Below are 18610 nucleotides of genomic sequence, written 5' to 3' on the forward strand. Positions count from 1 at the left end.
ATGTCTACAACCAAACCCCGCGACGTTCAAGTTTTACCAATAGCTACAGATACAACAGTACTGCGATCGCGCAGTTGGTCGAGGTTAAGGTTTGAAATTGAGTATGCTTTAGCCAAGGGTACAACTGCTAATTCTTATGTGATTCAAGGCGATAAAATCGCTCTCATTGACCCTCCGGGGGAAACTTTTACGCAAATCTATTTAGATGCTTTGCAAAAAAGATTTGATGTCACAGCGATCGCTTATGTAATTTTGGGTCATGTCAATCCCAACCGCGCCGCTACTTTAAAAGCTTTGCTGGAACTTGCACCGCAGATAACCTTTGTGTGTTCTAATCCTGGGGCGATCGGTTTACGTGGGGCGTTAGAAAACCCAGATTTACCAATTATGATAATGCGGGGGGACGAAACCCTAAATTTAGGTAAGGGTCACGATCTACAATTCATTCCCACCCCCAACCCCCGCTATGCAGACCTACTCTGCACTTACGATCCGCAAACCGAGATTCTCTACTCCGATAAGTTCTTTGGCGCGCATATTTGTGGCGATCAGGTGTTTGATGAAGGTTGGGAATCGATTAACGAAGATCGCCGCTATTATTTTGATTGCTTGATGGCTCCCCATGCACGTCAAGTGGAAACAGCCTTAGATAAACTTGCCGATTTTCCGGCGAGAATTTACGCCACTGGCCACGGGCCTTTAGTGCGCTATGCGTTAATTGAACTTACCAAAGCTTATCGGGAATGGAGTCAACAGCAGACATCCGCAGACTTGACAGTAGCTTTGATTTATGCATCAGCGTATGGAAATACAGCAACCTTAGCCCAAGCGATCGCCCGTGGCATCACAAAAGCTGGTGTGGCTGTAGAATCAATTAACTGCGAATTTACCGACCCTGAAGACATTCGCGCTGCTGTCGAAAAATCTGCGGGCTTTGTCATCGGTTCGCCTACCCTTGGCGGTCATGCGCCCACACCCGTACAAACAGCTTTAGGTATTGTTCTCGCCACCGCTACTAATAATAAACTTGCCGGCGTATTCGGTTCCTTCGGCTGGAGTGGTGAAGCCGTTGATTTAATTGAAGGTAAACTCAAAGACGCAGGTTATCGCTTTGGTTTTGATACCATCCGCGTCAAATTCAAACCCAACGATGTCACCTTGCAACTGTGTGAAGAAGCCGGAACCGACTTTGCACAAGCATTGAAGAAAGCGAAAAAAGTGCGATCGCAAAGTGTTCCCGCCACTACTGTAGAACAAGCCGTTGGGCGAATTGTTGGTTCGTTGTGCGTTCTCACAGCCAAGCAAGACGATATATCGAGTGGGATGTTAGCTTCTTGGGTTGCTCAAGCTAGCTTTAGCCCTCCTGGTTTAACCATAGCCGTGGCCAAAGACCGTGCTGTAGAAACTTTGACGCACACAGGAAATCAATTTGTCTTGAATATCCTTAAAGAAGGAAATCATCTAGGCTTGATGAAGCATTTCCTCAAACCTTTTGGCCCCGGACAAGACAGATTTGCTGATGTCGCCACTCAAGAAGCCGAAAACGGTTCTCCCATCCTCAATGATGCTTTGGCATATTTGGAGTGTTCCGTAAAAAATCGCATGGAATCTGGCGATCACTGGCTGGTTTATGCGACTGTCGAGAATGGTAAAGTGTTAAATCAAGATGGTGTTACAGCCGTCCATCATCGCAAGTCTGGTACTCATTACTAAAAGAAGGATATTAAAAAAGCTCAAGCATCGGTGCTTGAGCTTTTGCTAATTTTAATTAGTTGATGGGTCTGATGAAATTATCAACAGCCCCTAACCTTATTTTTTTATAAAACCTCTAACTTAGTAGCGATTGCGGTTTCCACCGCCGTAGCCACCACGGTTTCCACCAAAGGAACCTCTATCTTCCTTAGGCTTGGCTTTATTTACTTTCAGGTCGCGTCCCATCCACTCAGCACCATCAAGAGCCTCAATGGCAGCTGTTTCTTCTGTGTCTGTACCCATTTCCACAAAAGCAAAGCCGCGTACACGGCCTGTTTCGCGGTCGGTGGGTATTTGAACGCGCTTGACAGAACCATATTCTGCAAAAACAGCAGTCAATGCTTCTTCTGTAACTTGGTAAGAAAGATTACCTACATAAACTGACATAAAACTTCTCCAAAACCATCAGAGCGTAGAGATTTAGATTTCGGAGAGAGTCTGCAAATACCAAAAGGAAAAAGCCCATCAATACTAACAAAAAACACTATCACCGAATTAATTCTCATCCTTCATAATCATACCGCAACTTATTATGGAAGAGGAGAATTTAAAAAACTTTTAATTATGGCACCACAAAGAAACTGAAATTGCTATAATTATAGATTATCAAAAAGTAATAATAAACAGTCAAACAATTTTTGATTTTAGATTTTGGATTGAGGTCTTAGCTCAATCTTTGGTAGCTCAAGAATTTCTGATTTTCGATAGATTCCATAGAGAAATCGCCTTGCTCTGTACTACCAAGGAATTATTGGTCATGTTTTTGAGATTGCTAGGCTTGGCGATTTTGAACTTTGAATTTGCTTGTTTGCGGACTCCCTTTGCTGGCAAATCTACGCCTTACCTACTTTAAATAGTCATTCTCTAATCTTGTCTCTAAATACTGACCAATCATTAACTGTTCGCTAGCACGCGACATAATAGTCTGGCGAGTACGGTATTTGTTACCAATCAGCTTTAATTCTTCCTCAAAGACTGAGCCATTGTATTCTGTTCGCAAACACAAGGTTTTGGGATTGGGAAAATAATATTCGGCGGTGACAGGTTTGGATGTGGCAAAACCGCGATCGCGATACAAAATGTTTCCTAAAGCACCAAATAGTGTGGAACCTTGAGATTCTTGTTTTCCGGTCATGGAATTTGTCGTTTCCCAGATGACTTCAGTACCGCATACCAAACTGACTGAATCTGGTAATTCGTGCAATTGAGCTAGTTTTTGCAATTCTTCGCATCCCTGTTCTAAAAATCGGATGGCGATCGCACTCACCATTTCTTTAGTATTTCCGGTTGGTAGGGTGTAATAGCGCCGTTCCGATCGCCACTTACCAACGGATTCTTGAAAAAATTCTCCAATCTGCCATTCTTCAGCAGCTTTTACAATTTTTAAGGGTGATGTCACTGTTGCTTCCTCTCGCAAAATCAATATACAGTTTGGCGTTGAGACTCATTACATTAGGTGTGTCTCAAATACCAAATTTATTTACTATTCTTAATCTAAACTAGATAAGAGAATAATTACTGATAGTTTGGCTACAATGCTAGGCTTTTAAAGGGCAAGTTAATTCCGTCTGAAGAGAGAAGCTAAAACAAAGAAAAGTATTTTTGTAGTTTTGAGCGGTCTTATATCTTGCGGCAGAGTTTAGAAAAACTAAAAATACGTATACTAATCTTTACAATTCTCAATACAAAGTTCTTTGCACTTGCTTTCGCACTAGTTTGAAAAAACATGACTTTTTATACTCGAGTATTTCTGAGAGAAAACATACACTTGTTAAACAAACGTGTCAGAAACACTCATTAGGAAACGGTTATTTGCTCCCAAAGCCGCCCTAAGAGTAGCAAAATCAATGTTTTTGGACGGAAATTTAGCCGCACAAACTGTTGAATATGCCAAATACCATACCAAATACCATAGTTGCATCTCAGCTAATTAAGTCTCAGTTATACGACACAGGTAATATCAAAAATCGGCGCAAGTCTCCCCCTGGTTTGGGGTCGCAGTCTAATTTATTGATGGCTTGTTTTCTCAGCATTGGGTTAATGACAGCAAGTTGTGGTTCATCCCCAAAAGAAGCAGCTGATGCCCAATCTCAAGGCCCGAATGCTGCAAGACAAGGGGGTGGTGCAACACCTGTAGATGTGGCGATCGCCCGGACGGAAACTCTAGAAAAACAACCAGAGTATACAGGTACTACGACACCATTTCGCACAGTGTCGTTGCGATCGCAAGTCGAAGCAAGGCTGTTAGCTTTAAATCTAGATGTTGGCGATCGCGTTAAGCAAGGGCAAAACATAGGCCAATTAGATGATGTCTTGCTGTCAACAGACTTAAAGCAAGCCGAAGCAGAATTAGCATCTCTCAAATCAGAAGTAGCAAGAGCTACAAACCAAGTAAGTAATGCCCGCGCCCAAGTGGAAAGGGCGCGGCTAGAAGTAGTGCAAGCACAAGCAGACTCCCAACGCCAGCAGCAGCTAGTCAAAGAAGGTGCGATCGCCGAACAAACTGCCCAACAAGCACGCACCGAAGCGCAAACAGCCGCCCAAGCGCTACGGGCTGCTATTGAACAAGTGCGTACAGAACAGCAAGCAGTCGCCGCTGCCCAAGGTAGAGTAGTTGCCCAACAAGCAGTTGTTGCCCAAGCCAAAGAACGCCGATCCTATACACGGTTGACATCTCCCATCACTGGTGTCGTCACCGAAAAAGTGACAGAACCGGGCAATTTGCTGCAAGCAGGCGGTGAAGTCTTGAAAATTGCTGACTTCAACCGTGTCAAAGTTGTCGTACAAGTTTCCGAATTAGAATTAGCCCAAATTCGGGTTGGGCAATCTGTGCAAGTTCGTTTGGATGCCTTTCCTAATCAAACATTAACTGGCAGAGTCACGCGCATTTCTCCTGCTGCTGATGCTACAGCCCGCTTGATACCTGTGGAAGTAGTGATTTCCAACAGCGACGGCAAAATTGGTAGCGGACTGCTAGCACGAGTCAATTTTGCCACTCAAGTAGCACAGCGAGTAGTAGTACCGCAAATAGCTATTCAAAAAGAAGCCAGAAATAAAGCCTCTTCCCAAACCACAGTAACTAAAGAAGAGTCAGACGACCAAAATGGGACTTTGTTTGTACTTACAAATGTGGAAGAAAAACCAAAAGTAGCTGCCCGTGCTGTAACTCTCGGCAAAAGGGCTGATGGCAAAGTCGAAATTTTATCTGGTTTACAACCAGGCGATCGCTATGTTATTCGCAGTGGTAAGCCATTAAAAGATGGGGACGCAGTGCGTCTTTCAATTATTTCCGAAAAATCTTAGTCAACCCTGATGGGGAATCATACCAAGTTGCAATTAAAGATTGTATCTGTCATTGCGATCGCAACAGGCTCCGTGAAGGAAAGCAATCTCACTATGCAACTTAGTATCAACAGTAATTTTTGAAGAATAAATTAGAAAGATGCAGCAGGTAAACAACAGCAGCGGATTTAGTGTTAGCGCTATCTCCATCCGCCAGCACATTGGCACACTCATGCTCACTTTGGCAGTGATAGTTTTAGGTTTCTTTTTTATCGTTAAGTTACCCGTAGATTTACTGCCCTCAATTACCTATCCTCGGATTGGCGTGCGGGTACAAGCTCCTGGTGTCTCCCCAGAGGTAGCAGTTGATGAAGTCACTAAACCCCTAGAAGAAGCCTTTTCTGCAACAGAGGGAGTGATACAGGTTTTTTCTCAAACACGTGAAGGACAGATCAGTTTAGATTTGTACTTCCAACCAGGGGGAAATATTGACCAAGCATTGAATGATGCGACAGCGGCTTTTAATAGAGCTAGAAGTACCTTACCAGACACTATTGAAGAACCCCGCTTATTTAAAGTCGATCCTTCCCAGCTACCTGTTTATGAATTGGCATTAACCTCACCATCCTTACAAGGTGTGGATTTGAGAGTTTTTGCCGAAGAAGAACTAGCCCGTGAACTCGGTGTTGTACCTGGAGTTGCGGGGGTAGACGTATCCGGCGGAGTGCAAGAAGAAGTCAGGGTCAATATAGATTTAGATCGCTTGCAAGCTTTAGGTGTAGGTTTAACTGATGTCTTAGATGAACTGAGAGACCGTAATCTAGATGTTTCTGGCGGTCGAATTTTAGGTCGGAATTCAGAACCTTTAACCAGGACAGTTGGACGTTTCCAAAATGCTAATGAAATCAGAAATTTGTCGTTTGAGGTATCCTCTACTCCAGCTGCTAACTCAACCATCAGTTCCCCATCCACAGCACCCAAGCGCCGCGTTTATTTGCGGGACTTTGCCGAAGTTATTGATGGTTCAGAACAACAACGAGTTTACGTCCAACTCAACGGCGAAGAGGCAGTAAAAGTTAGTATTCAAAAGCAGCCGGATGCGAACACGATTAGCGTTGTTGATGGTGTAAAAAAACGTTTAGAAGAACTGCGGAAATCTGGTGTCGTTCCGGAAGGGACAATTCTGACACCTACTTTAGATGAGTCGCGCTTTATCCGCAATTCCATCTCCAATGTGACTAGTTCTGGTTTGGTTGGGACGCTACTAGCTGCGATCGCAGTTTTACTATTTCTTGGTTCCCTAAGACAAACTTTTATCATTGTCCTTGCCATTCCCTTAGCAACTCTTGCTGCAATTATCTTGATGGGGCTGTTTGGCTTATCGCTTAACGTTTTTAGTTTGGGCGGTTTGGCGCTGGGTGTAGGTATTGTAGTAGACAACTCCATCGTTATGTTGGAAAACATTGCCGAAGGCGCGGGGATGACTCCGGGTAAAGACTCAAAAACCCGCTTGAGTCAAGGTCAATTAATTTCCCAAGCCGAACAAAGTAGTCAAGAAGTAGAATCAGCGCTCATCGCTTCCACTAGTACAAACTTGGTAGCCGTCTTGCCATTTCTACTAATTGGTGGCTTTATCGCCTTACTATTCAATGAATTAATTCTCACCATCACTTTTTCTGTAGCCGCCTCAATATTAATTGCGGTGACTGTTGTTCCTATGCTCGCTTCTCGGATGTTGGGATGGCGATTTTCTAGCCGTTTAAGTGAATTTTGGCTGTTACGACAATTTAATCGCCGTTTTGATGCTGCTACAGGGGGATATGGTCGGTTTTTGGCTGGGATATTGCGTTGGCGATTAATAACAGTTGGGTTAGTGCTGCTTCTATTCGGCGGTAGTAGTTTGTGGATGGCTCCCCAAATTCCGCAAGAAATTCTCCCACGCATCAATACCGGACAAGCAAACTTAAATGCTCAATTTCCGCCTGGTACTCCTCTAGAAACTAACCGCAAAGTCATGAATGCGGTGAACGAAATTCTCCGCAACCAACCAGAAACCGAATATGTCTTTTCGACAATTGGTGGCGCTCTGTTTGGCAATACTACCAATGCTAATCCACTGCGGGGTTCTAGCAACATTACCCTCAAACAAGGTACTGATGTCGAAGCTTATACCGAACGTGTCACCCAGGAGTTTAATAAGCTGAATTTAGCAGGAATTCGCCTGCGCCTTGCTCCCGGTCAAGTCAGAGGTTTAATTCTCAATAACTCTCCTGTACGCGGTGCGGATGTTGACGTAATTCTTCAGGGAAATAATGCAGAGACATTACAACAAGCCGGGCGTCAAGTATTAGCAGCCTTAGAAGAACAAGCCACCTTAGCGAGATTTCGTCCCGATGCTGATGACCGTCAACCAGAAGTTCAGATTCGTCCTGACTGGGAGCGAGTTGCAGCTTTAGGGCTAACTACTCAAGAGATTGGCGATACAATTCAAACTGCGATCGAAGGTAGCGTACCAACTCAACTACAACGTGGAAATCGTTTAGTAGATGTACGAGTACAGTTAAATGAAAGTTCTGTACAGGAACCTTCGCAATTAGAAAGATTGCCTTTATTTGTCGAGAACAATCGCCAAGTCCGCTTGAGCGATGTGGCTAAAATTGTCGAAGCTCAAGCACCTGGAGAAGTTCAAAGAATTAATCAACGTCAGGTTTTCCTAATTGCTGGTAACTTGAGTGAAGGTGCAAGTCTGAGTGATGCCCTAGCACAGGTAAATAACGTGCTAAATAATTTAGATTTACCTGAGGGTATCAGTATTTTGCCCAGTTCAGCCGTTGAATCTAATCAACAACTGCAAAACTCACTACAACTTTTAGGAGGATTAGCTACCTTTTTAGTCTTCGTCGTCATGGCGGTGCAATACAATTCCCTGATTGACCCCTTGGTAATCATGTTTACAATTCCCTTGGCATTAGCTGGGGGTATTTTCGGTCTTTACATTACCAAAACAGCCATTGGCGCAACTGTCATCGTTGGCGCAGTTTTGTTAGTAGGTATTGTTGTTAACAATGCCATCATCATGGTTGAACTGGCAAATCAAATTCTGGAAAGAGAGAAAGTTGACCGGAAAACGGCGATTTTAAAAGCTGCGCCGCAACGCTTGCGACCAGTATTAATGACGACAATAACTACTGTTTTAGGAATGTTTCCCTTAGCTTTAGGAATTGGTGAAGGTTCAGAATTTTTGCAACCTCTGGGTGTAGTAGTTTTTTCGGGTTTGTCTTTAGCTACAGTGCTGACTCTGTTTATTATTCCTTGTTTTTATACTCTGCTACACGATATTTTCGATTGGGGTTGGATGAAGCCAATTTTTCTGCGACTGGATTTATTGCGGAAAAATTTTTACTAAATTCTCACTAGTGCTGAATCCAAGTTTGAACATTAAACCACAGATAAATATTGGTATTTATCTGTGGTTATTTTTTGTCAGATTAGGATTTCTGCAACCGATAGAACGCCTAAAGCTCTATGCAATAAATTTTTTTCAATCCAAAATGTATGATACTTGTCCGCTATCCCAAACTAGTATTAATCAACACCAACTTTTGCAAATAAGAATTAGAGCGATTTAAACGGCGAGAGAAGACAGCAGTCACTAAAAGCCACCAAGCAACAGGAGAAAAAATCGCTGGATATACCATAGTCAGAAATAGCTTTAGCTGTCCTTGCTTCAATGCCACCAAAGACCAGTGTAGTCTGAGATAATTTTTGGTATTCTCAAACTTGGGCAGATGCGATCGGTGCTTTTGATCGACTAAAGCGTAAATCTTCTCCTTCATCAAAATATTTGTCTCTAACCGTTTAAAAAGAGAGAACTTTTGATTGTAAGCACCAGGCCAAATTGTGCGGTAAGCAAGACATTGATTTAGAAAGATAGCATCGCCAAACTGAGCAATGCGTATCCAAGAATCAATGTCATCACAGTTAGCATCCAGATGGGAATCCCAACCACCTGTTTGCAAAAAAGCGTCGCGATGACAAGCTACTTGAACAGGGGTACCAAAAGGTACAAGCTCTAAGAGCATACCGTAATGAATATCAGCTTGGGGAATATAAAAAGCTAACCCCGGGCCAAATTCTGTGGTACGGCTGAGTTCAACTTCATTACTATCTACTTGAGCCGCAATACAAGAACAGATGACAGCAGTAGGATGAAGTGAGATAACCTTTGCCATCTCTTCTAGACAATTGGGAGCAAGGTAGTCGTCATCATCCAAAAATTTAATCCAGTCGCCGCTAGCTTTTTCAACTCCTGCATTTACCGTAGCAGCATGACCTTTGTTCGCTTCGTTGCGATGATAAACAACAGAGTTACCTAAGCTTTTGAGATAAGTTTCAGTTTCATCAGATGAACAGTCATCAGCAACCACGACTTCACAGGGAATGGTTTGCTTCAGAACTGAGTCAATTGCTCGGCGCAGTAAGTTTACGCGATTGTAAGTAGTAATAACAACACTGAACTTCATATTTTAACAGTAATTAGTTGGGGATTTAGTTCCGCAAATTCTTTAGGAAGAAGGAGTCTAGACAAATTTTGGGCTAAAGAATCAAACCCAAGGCTAAGTTAGGTAAAACACAATCAATATAGAGTTACCAATTACACCAGTTATAACCTCGTAATTTTGTATTTCCAATCACTGGACTGTCAGGGTGAAATAGATTTATGATTAACGATCGTGAGTTTTTGAAAGTAGACAATGAACGCTCAAGAAATCATCCGTTCCATTGAAGCGGAACAACTAAAATCGAATCTGCCCGAAATTTATGTAGGCGATACAGTAAAAGTCGGCGTCAAGATTAAAGAAGGCGATAAATACCGCGTCCAACCCTACGAAGGTGTAGTAATTGCCAAACGTAATGGCGGTATCAATGAAACAATTACAGTCCGTCGCGTATTTCAAGGCGTAGGCGTAGAACGGGTATTTCTACTGCATTCACCTCGGATTGACAGCATCAAGGTTATGCGTCGCGGTAAGGTAAGACGTGCGAAGCTCTACTATCTGCGCCAACGTGTGGGTAAAGCGACCCGGATCAAGCAACGCTTCGATCGCGCTTTGTAATTTGCGCTTACAAGTATGGGAGAAGCCTTAAAATAAAAAGCGGCATCTGCCGCTGACTTGCTTTCTAAACAAAATTAAGGTAATATCAGATTCTGATTTGCGTTAAACTAAAAGTAAGTTTAGCGCGATCGCTGAATCCAAGACAGCTTGTGCGCTCTTAGTTCAGTTGGTAGAACGCAGGTCTCCAAAACCTGATGTCGGGGGTTCAAGTCCTCCAGGGCGCGCTCAAAAGCAAAAAATCTAGCCCGAAATAGCAAGACAGCTGCTATATTAGCAGTTAGTATTGATGATTTCGGGTATAATTATTTTGCAGCTTTTTTGCTTCCAGATTTTAAGTTGGGATTGAGTCAAGCTGTAAACCTGAATCAAAATTAGCAGCGTCTAGCTGTCAAAAAAACGGGGGGATAAACGGCTGTGGCCAAAAAAAATGAAGCGGAAATCCCAGAAAACACAAATGGGTCAGCCTTAAATAACTTTATTCAAGGAACTAAAGAAGAACTTGAAAAAGTGGTCTGGCCAAGTCGCAAACAACTGGTGAGCGAATCAGCAGCTGTTTTGTTAATGGTGACACTCTCCGCATCTTTGATTTATTTGGTTGATGGATTGTTTGGCTGGGCAGCAAAACAGGTGTTCTGATGACTTTTGCAACAGAAGAACCACGCGACTCAACGTTGCAGTCAGAGGAAGCCGCAGAAGCAGCACTGAAAGAAGCGCGGTGGTATGCGGTGCAAGTAGCCTCAGGCTGTGAAAAGCGCGTTAAAACAAACTTGGAGCAGCGCATCCAAACCTTTGATGTGGCTGACAAAATTATCCAAGTCGAAATTCCGCACACGCCAGCGGTAAAAATCCGTAAAGATGGCAGTCGTCAGCATACAGAGGAAAAAGTTTTCCCTGGTTACGTGCTGGTGAGGATGATCCTGAATGATGATACGTGGCAGGTAGTACGCAACACCTCTCATGTAATTAATTTTGTGGGAGCAGAACAAAAACGGGGCAGCGGTAAAGGTCGCGGTCACGTGAAGCCAGTACCCCTGGGTCATTCAGAAGTTGAACGTATATTCAAACAAACTAGCGAACAAGAACCAGTAGTCAAAATTGACATGGCGACTGGTGATAAGATAGTTGTGCTTTCTGGGCCGTTTAAAGACTTTGAAGGCGAGGTTATTGAAGTTTCTCCAGAACGGAGTAAGCTCAAAGCCTTGTTGTCGATTTTTGGACGAGATACACCAGTAGAGTTGGAATTTAATCAGGTAGAGAAACAGAGCTAAATAAAAATGGCAAAGAAAGTAGTAGCGGTCATTAAACTGGCCCTGAATGCTGGAAAAGCCAACCCAGCACCGCCAGTTGGCCCTGCTTTGGGTCAACATGGCGTTAACATCATGATGTTCTGCAAAGAGTACAACGCCAAAACAGCAGACCAAGCTGGGATGGTAATTCCTGTAGAAATTTCGGTTTATGAAGACCGGAGTTTTACATTTGTACTCAAGACCCCACCCGCATCAGTACTGATTCGCAAGGCAGCAAAGATTGAGCGCGGCTCAAATGAACCCAACAAAAAGAAAGTTGGGAAGATTACTAGAGCGCAATTACAAGAGATTGCTCAAACTAAACTACCCGACCTCAACGCCAACGACATCGAAGCGGCGATGAAGATCGTGGAAGGTACTGCGAAAAATATGGGCGTTACCATAGCAGATTAGTCATTAGTCATTAGTCATTGGTCATTAGTAAAAGAAGAAATACAAATGACACAGGACAAATGACAACTGACAACAGACAAAAATTTATCGGGGGAGAGGCAAAGCTTCGGAATTACCCCAGGAGAGAAAAATGGCAAAAAAAATATCACGCCGCTTGCAGGCCTTGCAAGAGAAAGTAGAAGATAAAGATTATGCACCCTTAGAGGCGCTAGCTCTGCTGAAAGAAACAGCAACAGCTAAATTCCCCGAAGCCGCCGAAGCGCATATTCGCTTAGGGATCGATCCAAAGTATACAGACCAACAATTGCGGACAACGGTAGCGCTGCCCAAAGGTACAGGACAAGAGGTACGGGTGGCAGTAATTGCTAGAGGTGAAAAAGTTACTGAAGCAAGCAATGCTGGTGCGGATGTCGTTGGTTCAGAAGAGCTGATTGACGAGATCCAAAAAGGCAGAATGGATTTTGACAAACTCATCGCTACACCCGATGTTATGCCACAGGTAGCGAAGCTGGGTAAATTGCTGGGGCCTAGAGGCTTGATGCCATCACCTAAAGGTGGTACGGTGACATTTGACATCGCCAGTGCGATCGCAGAATTTAAAGCTGGTAAATTAGAATTCCGTGCCGATCGGACAGGCATTGTCCATGTTATGTTTGGTAAGGCATCCTTCTCGCCAGAAGATTTGTTAGTTAACCTGAAGGCGTTGCAAGAGACCATCGATCGCAATCGTCCTTCCGGAGCCAAAGGTCGTTATTGGCGCACAGTGTACGTGTCTGCCACAATGGGGCCATCAATTAAAGTCGATATCAGTGCCCTACGGGATTTGAAACTGACCGAAGCAGCATAATTTTTGTCAATAGTCATGTGTAACAGCACGGGACTAATAACAAAAGACAAAATTCAATAGACAAAGCCGGAGACAGCAGGAGCCAATGGCTTAAATTTCCTGCCGAGGTTAAAGCTCTAAATTGCCTGAAGTAGCACCCATGAGGGATTAGTTACTGTGGCAACAAGAGTCTTACTACTAAACCCCGGCCGCAAAAGCTGGGGTTTATTGTTTGGGTTGGTCAGAACAAAACGCACAAGTAGGGAAAATCGATGATTTTGCCCTAGGAGGTGAAATAAACATGGGTAGAACGCTAGAAAATAAACAAGAGATAGTAGCCGATCTCAAAGAAACTTTGAGTGAGTCAACTCTGGCACTCGTAATTGATTATCAGGGGTTAACAGTTGCTGAAATCAGCGACTTGCGGCGGCGGTTGCGTCCGAGTGGCACTGTTTGTAAGGTGACAAAGAACACCTTGATGGGTATTGCCATTCAGGATCAAGAACAATGGCAACCACTGTCAGAATTGCTCAAAGGGTCTTCTGCCTTTTTGCTAGTTAAAGATGATTTCTCTTCTGCAATTAAGGCTTACCAAGATTTCCAAAAAGCTACCAAGAAGACAGAACTTCGCGGCGGCGTTATGGAAGGTCGCCTCCTCAAAGAACCCGATGTTAAGGCTCTAGGAGACTTGCCATCTAAGGAGCAACTCATGGGTCAAATTGCTGGAGCTATCAACGCTTTGGCTACCAAGATTGCCGTGGGTATCAACGAAGTTCCTGGTTCGCTGGCGCGTGCTTTGCAAGCGGTGGCTGAAGCAGAAAAAGACGGTAGTGCTGAAAGTGCTGGCGAATAAACAGTCAAAAGTCAAAAGTAATGACTAATGACAAATAACTAATCAAACATCATAGGAGTTATATCAATGTCTGCTACAACCGATAATATTTTGGAACAATTGAAATCTTTGACTTTGCTAGAAGCTGCTGAATTAGTTAAGCAAATCGAAGAAGCTTTTGGCGTAAGTGCTGCTGCTCCTGTTGGTGTTGCGATCGCTGCTCCTGGTGCTGGTGCTGCTGCTCCTGCTGAAGCAGTAGAAGAGAAGACTGAATTCGACGTAATTCTTGACTCTGTTCCTGCCGATAAGAAGATTGCTGTACTGAAGATTGTTCGCGAAATCACTGGTTTAGGTTTGAAAGAAGCCAAAGATTTAGTGGAAGCTGCGCCCAAGCCTGTTAAGGAAGGTATTGCTAAAGAAGCTGCTGAAGATGCTAAGAAGCGCATCGAAGAAGCTGGCGGTAAGGTAGTAATTAAGTAATCAAAATTCCATTACCTGTTGTTAATTAAGGAGCCAAATTAGGCTCCTTTTTTTATCTTGCAAACTTAAAACTGTTTAGCTACACTGTTTAGCTGCCGACGGACTGACAAAATCATGTAAGTCCGCATCCCAAATACTAATGTAAATAAAATCACAGTTTTGGCGAACAATCTGACCCTTCACCGACCCTTGGGAAAACTGAAAATTATCAGACTGACGACTTTGGATTTTTTGTAGTCCCTGCCTAATCTCTTCATTGGCTTGACCGCCTAACATTCCCTCTAAAGTACTCTGCATTACCTGCGGTTCTACCGATTGGGCAAAAGCTGCTTCAGTTTGGCGCAGTACACCAGTTTTGCGATCGAATAAGTAGCCTAAGTCGATTTGATTGGGTACTAAGTTATATGTGACAGCACGGGTATTACGCCAAACTCCTCTTAAATCTCTAGCTGGCTGACCAAGAGTAGCTTCAACACTGCTTCTTTGTGTACCCGTAGGAAATGCTGGCACCCTTTGTTTGCTGCGGTTACTACTAACTGACTTGGTAGGCGGGTTGTTGTTCGGTGGGGTTGAACGTGCTTCTGGTGTAGGAATTATAGCTGGCTGATTTTCTGTTTTTGGCTGTGGTGCTAATGTGGCGATTGGCGTTGCAGTATCGGAAGTTACAGGCTCTCTCTCTGTTCTCTCTGGCAGTGAGGTTGTGGATTCTGGAGGATTGGATTCTACTTTGGGATTCAGGGTAGGAATGGGTGCAGGAATTATTTCTACAGGCGATGGTGATGTAGTTGGGGAAGGTTGGGAAGCAACAGGCGTATCAGGAGGTTCGGTATTAATAGCTGAAGGTTCTGGTGAAGGGGTGGTATTTGTAACAATTGGTGCTTCTGATGCTGGTTGGCGAGTGAGGTTAGAAATCGCTACCCCAGCAAGTAATCCACCGACTACTAAACTGCTGACAATGACAGCAGGCTTTTGCCAGTTTCTCGAAGTAATGGTTTGGGGTTGTGGGGAATATAATGGTTGGGTTTGTCCAATTGAGACAGCAGCAGTAGCATGTCTAGCGACTGTGGGCGGAACAATATAACTAGCAGACTCCAAGGCATAAAGCATTTTACTAGCCGTGGTGTAGCGATCGCCTGCATGAGGTTTAACTGCCTGATTGAGTACCTTTGCTAAACTGGCAGAGACATTAGGAGCATATTCCTGCCACAGAATTTCCCCAGTTTGCTGGTCGGTTTCGAGTTCTTGTGGTTGTTTACCAGTTAATAAATAAATCGCCGTTAAGCCTAAACAATAAATGTCAGTAGCATAAACTGGGCGTCCTAAGACTTGTTCGCTAGGCATATACCCAGGTGTACCAATTACCATTGATTGCGCAGGTAATCCTGGAGAACTCACCACAGAACGGATAGTTTCTTTAACTGCACCAAAATCAATCAGAACTGGCTTGTTATCAGGGAAACGCAGAATGATGTTATCGGGTTTGATATCGCGGTGAATAATTCCCTTGCTGTGGATATAGTCTAAAACAGGCAACAGACTTAAGAGAATTTCGCGAACCACAGTTTCACTTTCTTGTCCTTTAGCTTGGACAACATCTCTTAAGGTTTGACCGTGAATCCATTCTTGAACGAGATAAAATTGCCCGTTCTCCGAAAAATATGCATATAGTTCCGGGATTTGGTCGCTAGTTTTACCTAAATTCTCTAAAGTTGCGGCTTCTCTTTCAAACCGCTGTTGAATCATTTGGTACGTTTGGGGGTCATTGCTGATGGGTTTGAGTTGCTTGATGACACAGCGACGCCGAGAAGGCATATGAGTATCTTCTGCTAGAAAGGTTTCGCCAAAACCGCCAGCACCGAGTACCTGAATAACTTGATACCGATTGTTGAGAAGGGTTATTGTCATGCTCTGTTAAAGCCTAGACGCCTAGTGGCTTGTCGTGAGACTTTGCCCTTACCAATGTATACCAGATAGTCTCAAAGATACCGCGATCGCAATTTCAGCTAATCTATCTTGAAGCTGAATAGATAATTAGCTAGACATAAAAATGCTGATTTGAATTTAGAAAGCAATAAATCGCTAGGAAAATTTAGCGGTCAAAGCCAGCATTCAGGTTAGCAACAATCGTAATTAACTCAGCTGGATCTACTGGCTTAGGAATATGCCTTTGAAAGCCTGCTTTTAGTGCTTGATTACGGTCTTCATTGGACGCATAAGCTGTAAGTGCGATCGCGGGAATTTGTTGAATGTGAGGAGATTTCAGTACTCTGACTCGGCGAATAAAATTATATCCATCCTCTCCTGGCATTCCAATATCACTGAGCAAGACATTTGGTTGAAACTGTTCTAAGCGCTCTAAGGCTTCGGTTGCTGAAGCTGAAGCCACAGCGATCGCTCCATGCTGCTCTAAGATAAAAACCAGAAACTCGCGTGCATCAACATCATCATCAACAACTAATACCTTAACTCCATTGAGGTTTGGGGGATTATTGAACGAACCGATCTGATGTGTCACTGGCTGTTGCTTGAGTAATGGGAATCTGACTGTGAAGGTGGCTCCCTGTCCCTCTCCCAAACTTTCAGCGCCAACAGTTCCGCCATGCAGTTCTACTAGGTGGCGCACAATTGCTAAACCTAATCCCAGTCCACCATAATTACGGGTAATCGAAGCATCAGCTTGACGGAAATAATCGAAAACATAAGGTAGAAACTTAGAGCTAATTCCTTTACCTGTATCGCTGACTTGAATTTGTGCTTGTGAGCCTACAGCTGTAACTCGGATTTCAACTCGACCGCCTGGGGATGTAAACTTAATGGCGTTAGACAGTAAATTCCACACAATTTGTTGTAAGCGATTTGAGTCACCTGAAATCGTGCCGATATTAGATTCAATTACAGGTAATATCTGAATCGATTTTGCTTCCGCAGCCAAACGCATAGTCTCAATCGCGGCTTCCACAGGTAATGCTGGGTTAATGGGAAAAGCATTCAGGCTGAGATTCCCCCTGAGAATGCGAGAGACATCTAGCAAGTCTTCAATCAGTTGAGTTTGTAATTTGGCATTGCGCTCGATAGTTTCTAAAGCACGCATGGTAATTTCTGGATTCAACTTGCCGGAGCGCAAGACTTGTGACCAACCCAGAATAGCATTGAGAGGCGATCGCAGTTCGTGGGAGAGCATCGCTAAAAACTCATCCTTGACTCGATTGGCTCGTTGAGATTCTTCGTAAAGATGAGCGTTATTGATTGCTAACGATGCCATCTGAGTCATTTGCACCAGAATAGTTTCATCCTCTTCAGTAAATTCACCTTCATATTTGTCAGAAAGCTGGATCAGACCAATGTTTTTGCCATTGCTATTAATCAATGGTGCGGCTAGCCAACCGCGCAGCGGTAGAGACTGGCAAAATTCTTGAGCAAATCCACTCCAGATCGGATGGGATTCTAGTTCAGCCTGAGTCATCCGTATCGATCCTTGTAAACGACTAATCAGTGCGTGAATCACAGAACTATTTGGTTTTTGCTCGCAGCCTTGCGACTGTGCGTACTTATTTGAGATAGAAACTGCATGAATCGCCTGTGCCCAGTTTTCATCTACTGTGATAGTAGTAGCTGATTGATGCGCTCCGATTGTTTCACGGGATTGCTCAGTTAGCAATTGCAATCTTTCTTGCAGGGATAGGGTTGAGTTGATAGTTAGAGATATCTCAGCCAGTCTTTGCAATCGATATGTATTTTGCTGTGCTTGGATAAGATGTTGAATACGTTCTTCCTCTGCGCGCTTGCGTTCGGTGACATCTCGAAAGTAAACAGCAAGTCCATTTACAGAAGGATAAGCATGAATTTCGAGGCACAAGCCAATAGAATGAGCAAAATCTTCAAATACTAAAGTAGTCTGTTCGTTAACAGCACGATGTAATTTTTGGTAAACCCGATCTTCAAAAATAGAAGGAAATACTTCTTCCCATACCTGTTTGCCAATTAGCTGCTCGCGAGTTTTGTGCAATAGCCTAAGAGCTTGTTCATTGATATAAACGCAACGCCACTGGTCGTTAAAGGAGACAAAAGCATCAGTAATACTTTCTAGAATATTGGTAACTTCTGTACGTGCAGCTTCTGCTTTGGCTAAACTCGCCTGAGATCGGTTTCTAGCTATTCTCAGTTCTGTATTCAAGGAATTAATCAAGACCGATACAAATATGAATACCACTAACTGAGCAACATTCTCCCAACTGGTGGGCGTAACAGAATGAACTGGAGGTATAAAGAAATAATCACTAACTAATACTGCCAAGATTGTAGCTAGTAATCCTGGTTTGAATCCACCATACCAATTACTGATAGCCACAGCAGCAAAAAATATTACTAATATGCTCTTGTTGAGGACTGGCTGCAATATGAGAGTTAGTAGCAATGCTACTGCTACACTCAATACAGCCATACCGTAACGCAGGATTCGAGGATCTATGACTCTCAACATTTTCTGTGTTCGTAGTTATGAAACACGCTGTGAATAATTGTTTAACTTGTCCGCACTTAATATTGCTACTACACAATCAAGTTTTCATTCCATACAAGTTAATAAACTTGCTGAGAAACGCTCGATTTCAAAGGTATATGA

15 protein-coding genes, 1 tRNA gene and 1 other annotated feature are annotated in these 18610 nt (G+C 43.5%); of the genes, 11 read left to right on the plus strand and 5 right to left on the minus strand.

Going from position 1 to position 18610, the window contains the following annotated elements:
- The gene (locus AACU33_RS11345; protein WP_096588602.1) at positions 1-1713 is read left to right on the plus strand and encodes a diflavin flavoprotein; all 1713 of its coding nucleotides are present in this window, start codon (positions 1-3) and stop codon (positions 1711-1713) included.
- 120 nt (positions 1714-1833) lie between these two features.
- On the opposite strand, the gene AACU33_RS11350 is transcribed toward AACU33_RS11345, so the two are convergent.
- Positions 1834-2139, minus strand: coding sequence for an RNA recognition motif domain-containing protein (locus AACU33_RS11350; RefSeq protein ID WP_096588603.1), 306 nt, complete (start codon positions 2137-2139; stop codon positions 1834-1836).
- A 457-nt stretch (positions 2140-2596) separates the two neighbouring features.
- Complete coding sequence (locus tag AACU33_RS11355; RefSeq protein ID WP_096595220.1) at positions 2597-3151, minus strand: phycobiliprotein lyase; 555 nt, start codon at positions 3149-3151, stop codon at positions 2597-2599.
- Positions 3152-3639: 488 nt separating this feature from the next.
- Between AACU33_RS11355 and AACU33_RS11360 the strand changes: the two genes are divergently transcribed.
- Together AACU33_RS11360 and AACU33_RS11365 are read left to right on the plus strand one after the other, a co-directional pair.
- Positions 3640-5055 (plus strand): efflux RND transporter periplasmic adaptor subunit, encoded by a 1416-nt coding sequence (locus AACU33_RS11360; protein ID WP_096588604.1) that lies wholly within the window; start codon positions 3640-3642, stop codon positions 5053-5055.
- 139 nt (positions 5056-5194) lie between these two features.
- Entirely contained in the window at positions 5195-8440 is a 3246-nt protein-coding gene (locus tag AACU33_RS11365; protein WP_096588605.1) for an efflux RND transporter permease subunit, read from the plus strand.
- A gap of 163 nt (positions 8441-8603) precedes the next feature.
- Here AACU33_RS11365 and AACU33_RS11370 read toward each other — a convergent pair whose 3' ends face one another.
- Complete coding sequence (locus tag AACU33_RS11370) at positions 8604-9557, minus strand: glycosyltransferase family 2 protein (protein ID WP_096588606.1); 954 nt, start codon at positions 9555-9557, stop codon at positions 8604-8606.
- 231 nt (positions 9558-9788) lie between these two features.
- Between AACU33_RS11370 and rplS the strand changes: the two genes are divergently transcribed.
- The 8 genes from rplS to rplL all read left to right on the plus strand — a co-directional run bounded on the left by rplS (position 9789) and on the right by rplL (position 13989).
- On the plus strand, positions 9789-10151 hold the full coding sequence (gene rplS / locus AACU33_RS11375) for a 50S ribosomal protein L19 (protein ID WP_096588607.1): 363 nt from the start codon (positions 9789-9791) through the stop codon (positions 10149-10151).
- Positions 10152-10302: 151 nt separating this feature from the next.
- A tRNA-Trp gene (locus tag AACU33_RS11380) sits at positions 10303-10375 on the plus strand.
- A 190-nt stretch (positions 10376-10565) separates the two neighbouring features.
- Entirely contained in the window at positions 10566-10787 is a 222-nt protein-coding gene (gene secE, locus AACU33_RS11385) for a preprotein translocase subunit SecE (protein ID WP_096588608.1), read from the plus strand.
- Positions 10787-11419, plus strand: coding sequence for a transcription termination/antitermination protein NusG (gene nusG, locus AACU33_RS11390; protein WP_096588609.1), 633 nt, complete (start codon positions 10787-10789; stop codon positions 11417-11419). Before secE ends, nusG begins: the two co-directional genes overlap by 1 nt.
- A gap of 6 nt (positions 11420-11425) precedes the next feature.
- Positions 11426-11851 carry a 50S ribosomal protein L11 gene (gene rplK / locus AACU33_RS11395; RefSeq protein WP_096581430.1) on the plus strand — a complete coding sequence of 142 codons (426 nt, stop codon included), beginning with the start codon at positions 11426-11428 and terminating at the stop codon, positions 11849-11851.
- 130 nt (positions 11852-11981) lie between these two features.
- Positions 11982-12698, plus strand: coding sequence for a 50S ribosomal protein L1 (gene rplA / locus AACU33_RS11400; protein WP_096588610.1), 717 nt, complete (start codon positions 11982-11984; stop codon positions 12696-12698).
- A 48-nt stretch (positions 12699-12746) separates the two neighbouring features.
- Positions 12747-12916 (plus strand) — a sequence feature (ribosomal protein L10 leader region).
- Between the two features lie 62 nt (positions 12917-12978).
- The gene (gene rplJ / locus AACU33_RS11405; protein ID WP_096595221.1) at positions 12979-13530 is read left to right on the plus strand and encodes a 50S ribosomal protein L10; all 552 of its coding nucleotides are present in this window, start codon (positions 12979-12981) and stop codon (positions 13528-13530) included.
- A gap of 66 nt (positions 13531-13596) precedes the next feature.
- A complete protein-coding gene (gene rplL / locus AACU33_RS11410) occupies positions 13597-13989 on the plus strand; it encodes a 50S ribosomal protein L7/L12 (protein ID WP_096588611.1) in 393 nt (130 codons plus the stop codon).
- A gap of 75 nt (positions 13990-14064) precedes the next feature.
- On the opposite strand, the gene AACU33_RS11415 is transcribed toward rplL, so the two are convergent.
- Together AACU33_RS11415 and AACU33_RS11420 are read right to left on the minus strand one after the other, a co-directional pair.
- A complete protein-coding gene (locus AACU33_RS11415; RefSeq protein WP_096588612.1) occupies positions 14065-15894 on the minus strand; it encodes a serine/threonine-protein kinase in 1830 nt (609 codons plus the stop codon).
- 184 nt (positions 15895-16078) lie between these two features.
- Positions 16079-18469, minus strand: a complete 2391-nt coding sequence (locus tag AACU33_RS11420; RefSeq protein ID WP_096588613.1) for a hybrid sensor histidine kinase/response regulator — start codon at positions 18467-18469, stop codon at positions 16079-16081.
- Positions 18470-18610 lie beyond the last annotated feature (141 nt).

Source organism: Calothrix sp. NIES-2098, assembly GCF_963875125.1.
In the GTDB taxonomy this organism is placed as follows: domain Bacteria; phylum Cyanobacteriota; class Cyanobacteriia; order Cyanobacteriales; family Nostocaceae; genus Aulosira.

Bases quoted from the DNA above. Each gene is read 5' to 3' on its own strand.
- rplS (WP_096588607.1), top strand. From the start codon at position 9,789: ATGAACGCTCAAGAAATCATCCGTTCCATTGAAGCGGAACAACTAAAA.
- rplJ (WP_096595221.1), top strand. From the start codon at position 12,979: ATGGGTAGAACGCTAGAAAATAAACAAGAGATAGTAGCCGATCTCAAA.
- AACU33_RS11370 (WP_096588606.1), bottom strand. From the start codon at position 9,557: ATGAAGTTCAGTGTTGTTATTACTACTTACAATCGCGTAAACTTACTG.
- AACU33_RS11350 (WP_096588603.1), bottom strand. From the start codon at position 2,139: ATGTCAGTTTATGTAGGTAATCTTTCTTACCAAGTTACAGAAGAAGCA.
- rplL (WP_096588611.1), top strand. From the start codon at position 13,597: ATGTCTGCTACAACCGATAATATTTTGGAACAATTGAAATCTTTGACT.
- rplA (WP_096588610.1), top strand. From the start codon at position 11,982: ATGGCAAAAAAAATATCACGCCGCTTGCAGGCCTTGCAAGAGAAAGTA.
- AACU33_RS11365 (WP_096588605.1), top strand. From the start codon at position 5,195: ATGCAGCAGGTAAACAACAGCAGCGGATTTAGTGTTAGCGCTATCTCC.
- nusG (WP_096588609.1), top strand. From the start codon at position 10,787: ATGACTTTTGCAACAGAAGAACCACGCGACTCAACGTTGCAGTCAGAG.
- AACU33_RS11415 (WP_096588612.1), bottom strand. From the start codon at position 15,894: ATGACAATAACCCTTCTCAACAATCGGTATCAAGTTATTCAGGTACTC.
- AACU33_RS11360 (WP_096588604.1), top strand. From the start codon at position 3,640: ATGCCAAATACCATACCAAATACCATAGTTGCATCTCAGCTAATTAAG.
- rplK (WP_096581430.1), top strand. From the start codon at position 11,426: ATGGCAAAGAAAGTAGTAGCGGTCATTAAACTGGCCCTGAATGCTGGA.
- AACU33_RS11345 (WP_096588602.1), top strand. From the start codon at position 1: ATGTCTACAACCAAACCCCGCGACGTTCAAGTTTTACCAATAGCTACA.
- AACU33_RS11420 (WP_096588613.1), bottom strand. From the start codon at position 18,469: ATGTTGAGAGTCATAGATCCTCGAATCCTGCGTTACGGTATGGCTGTA.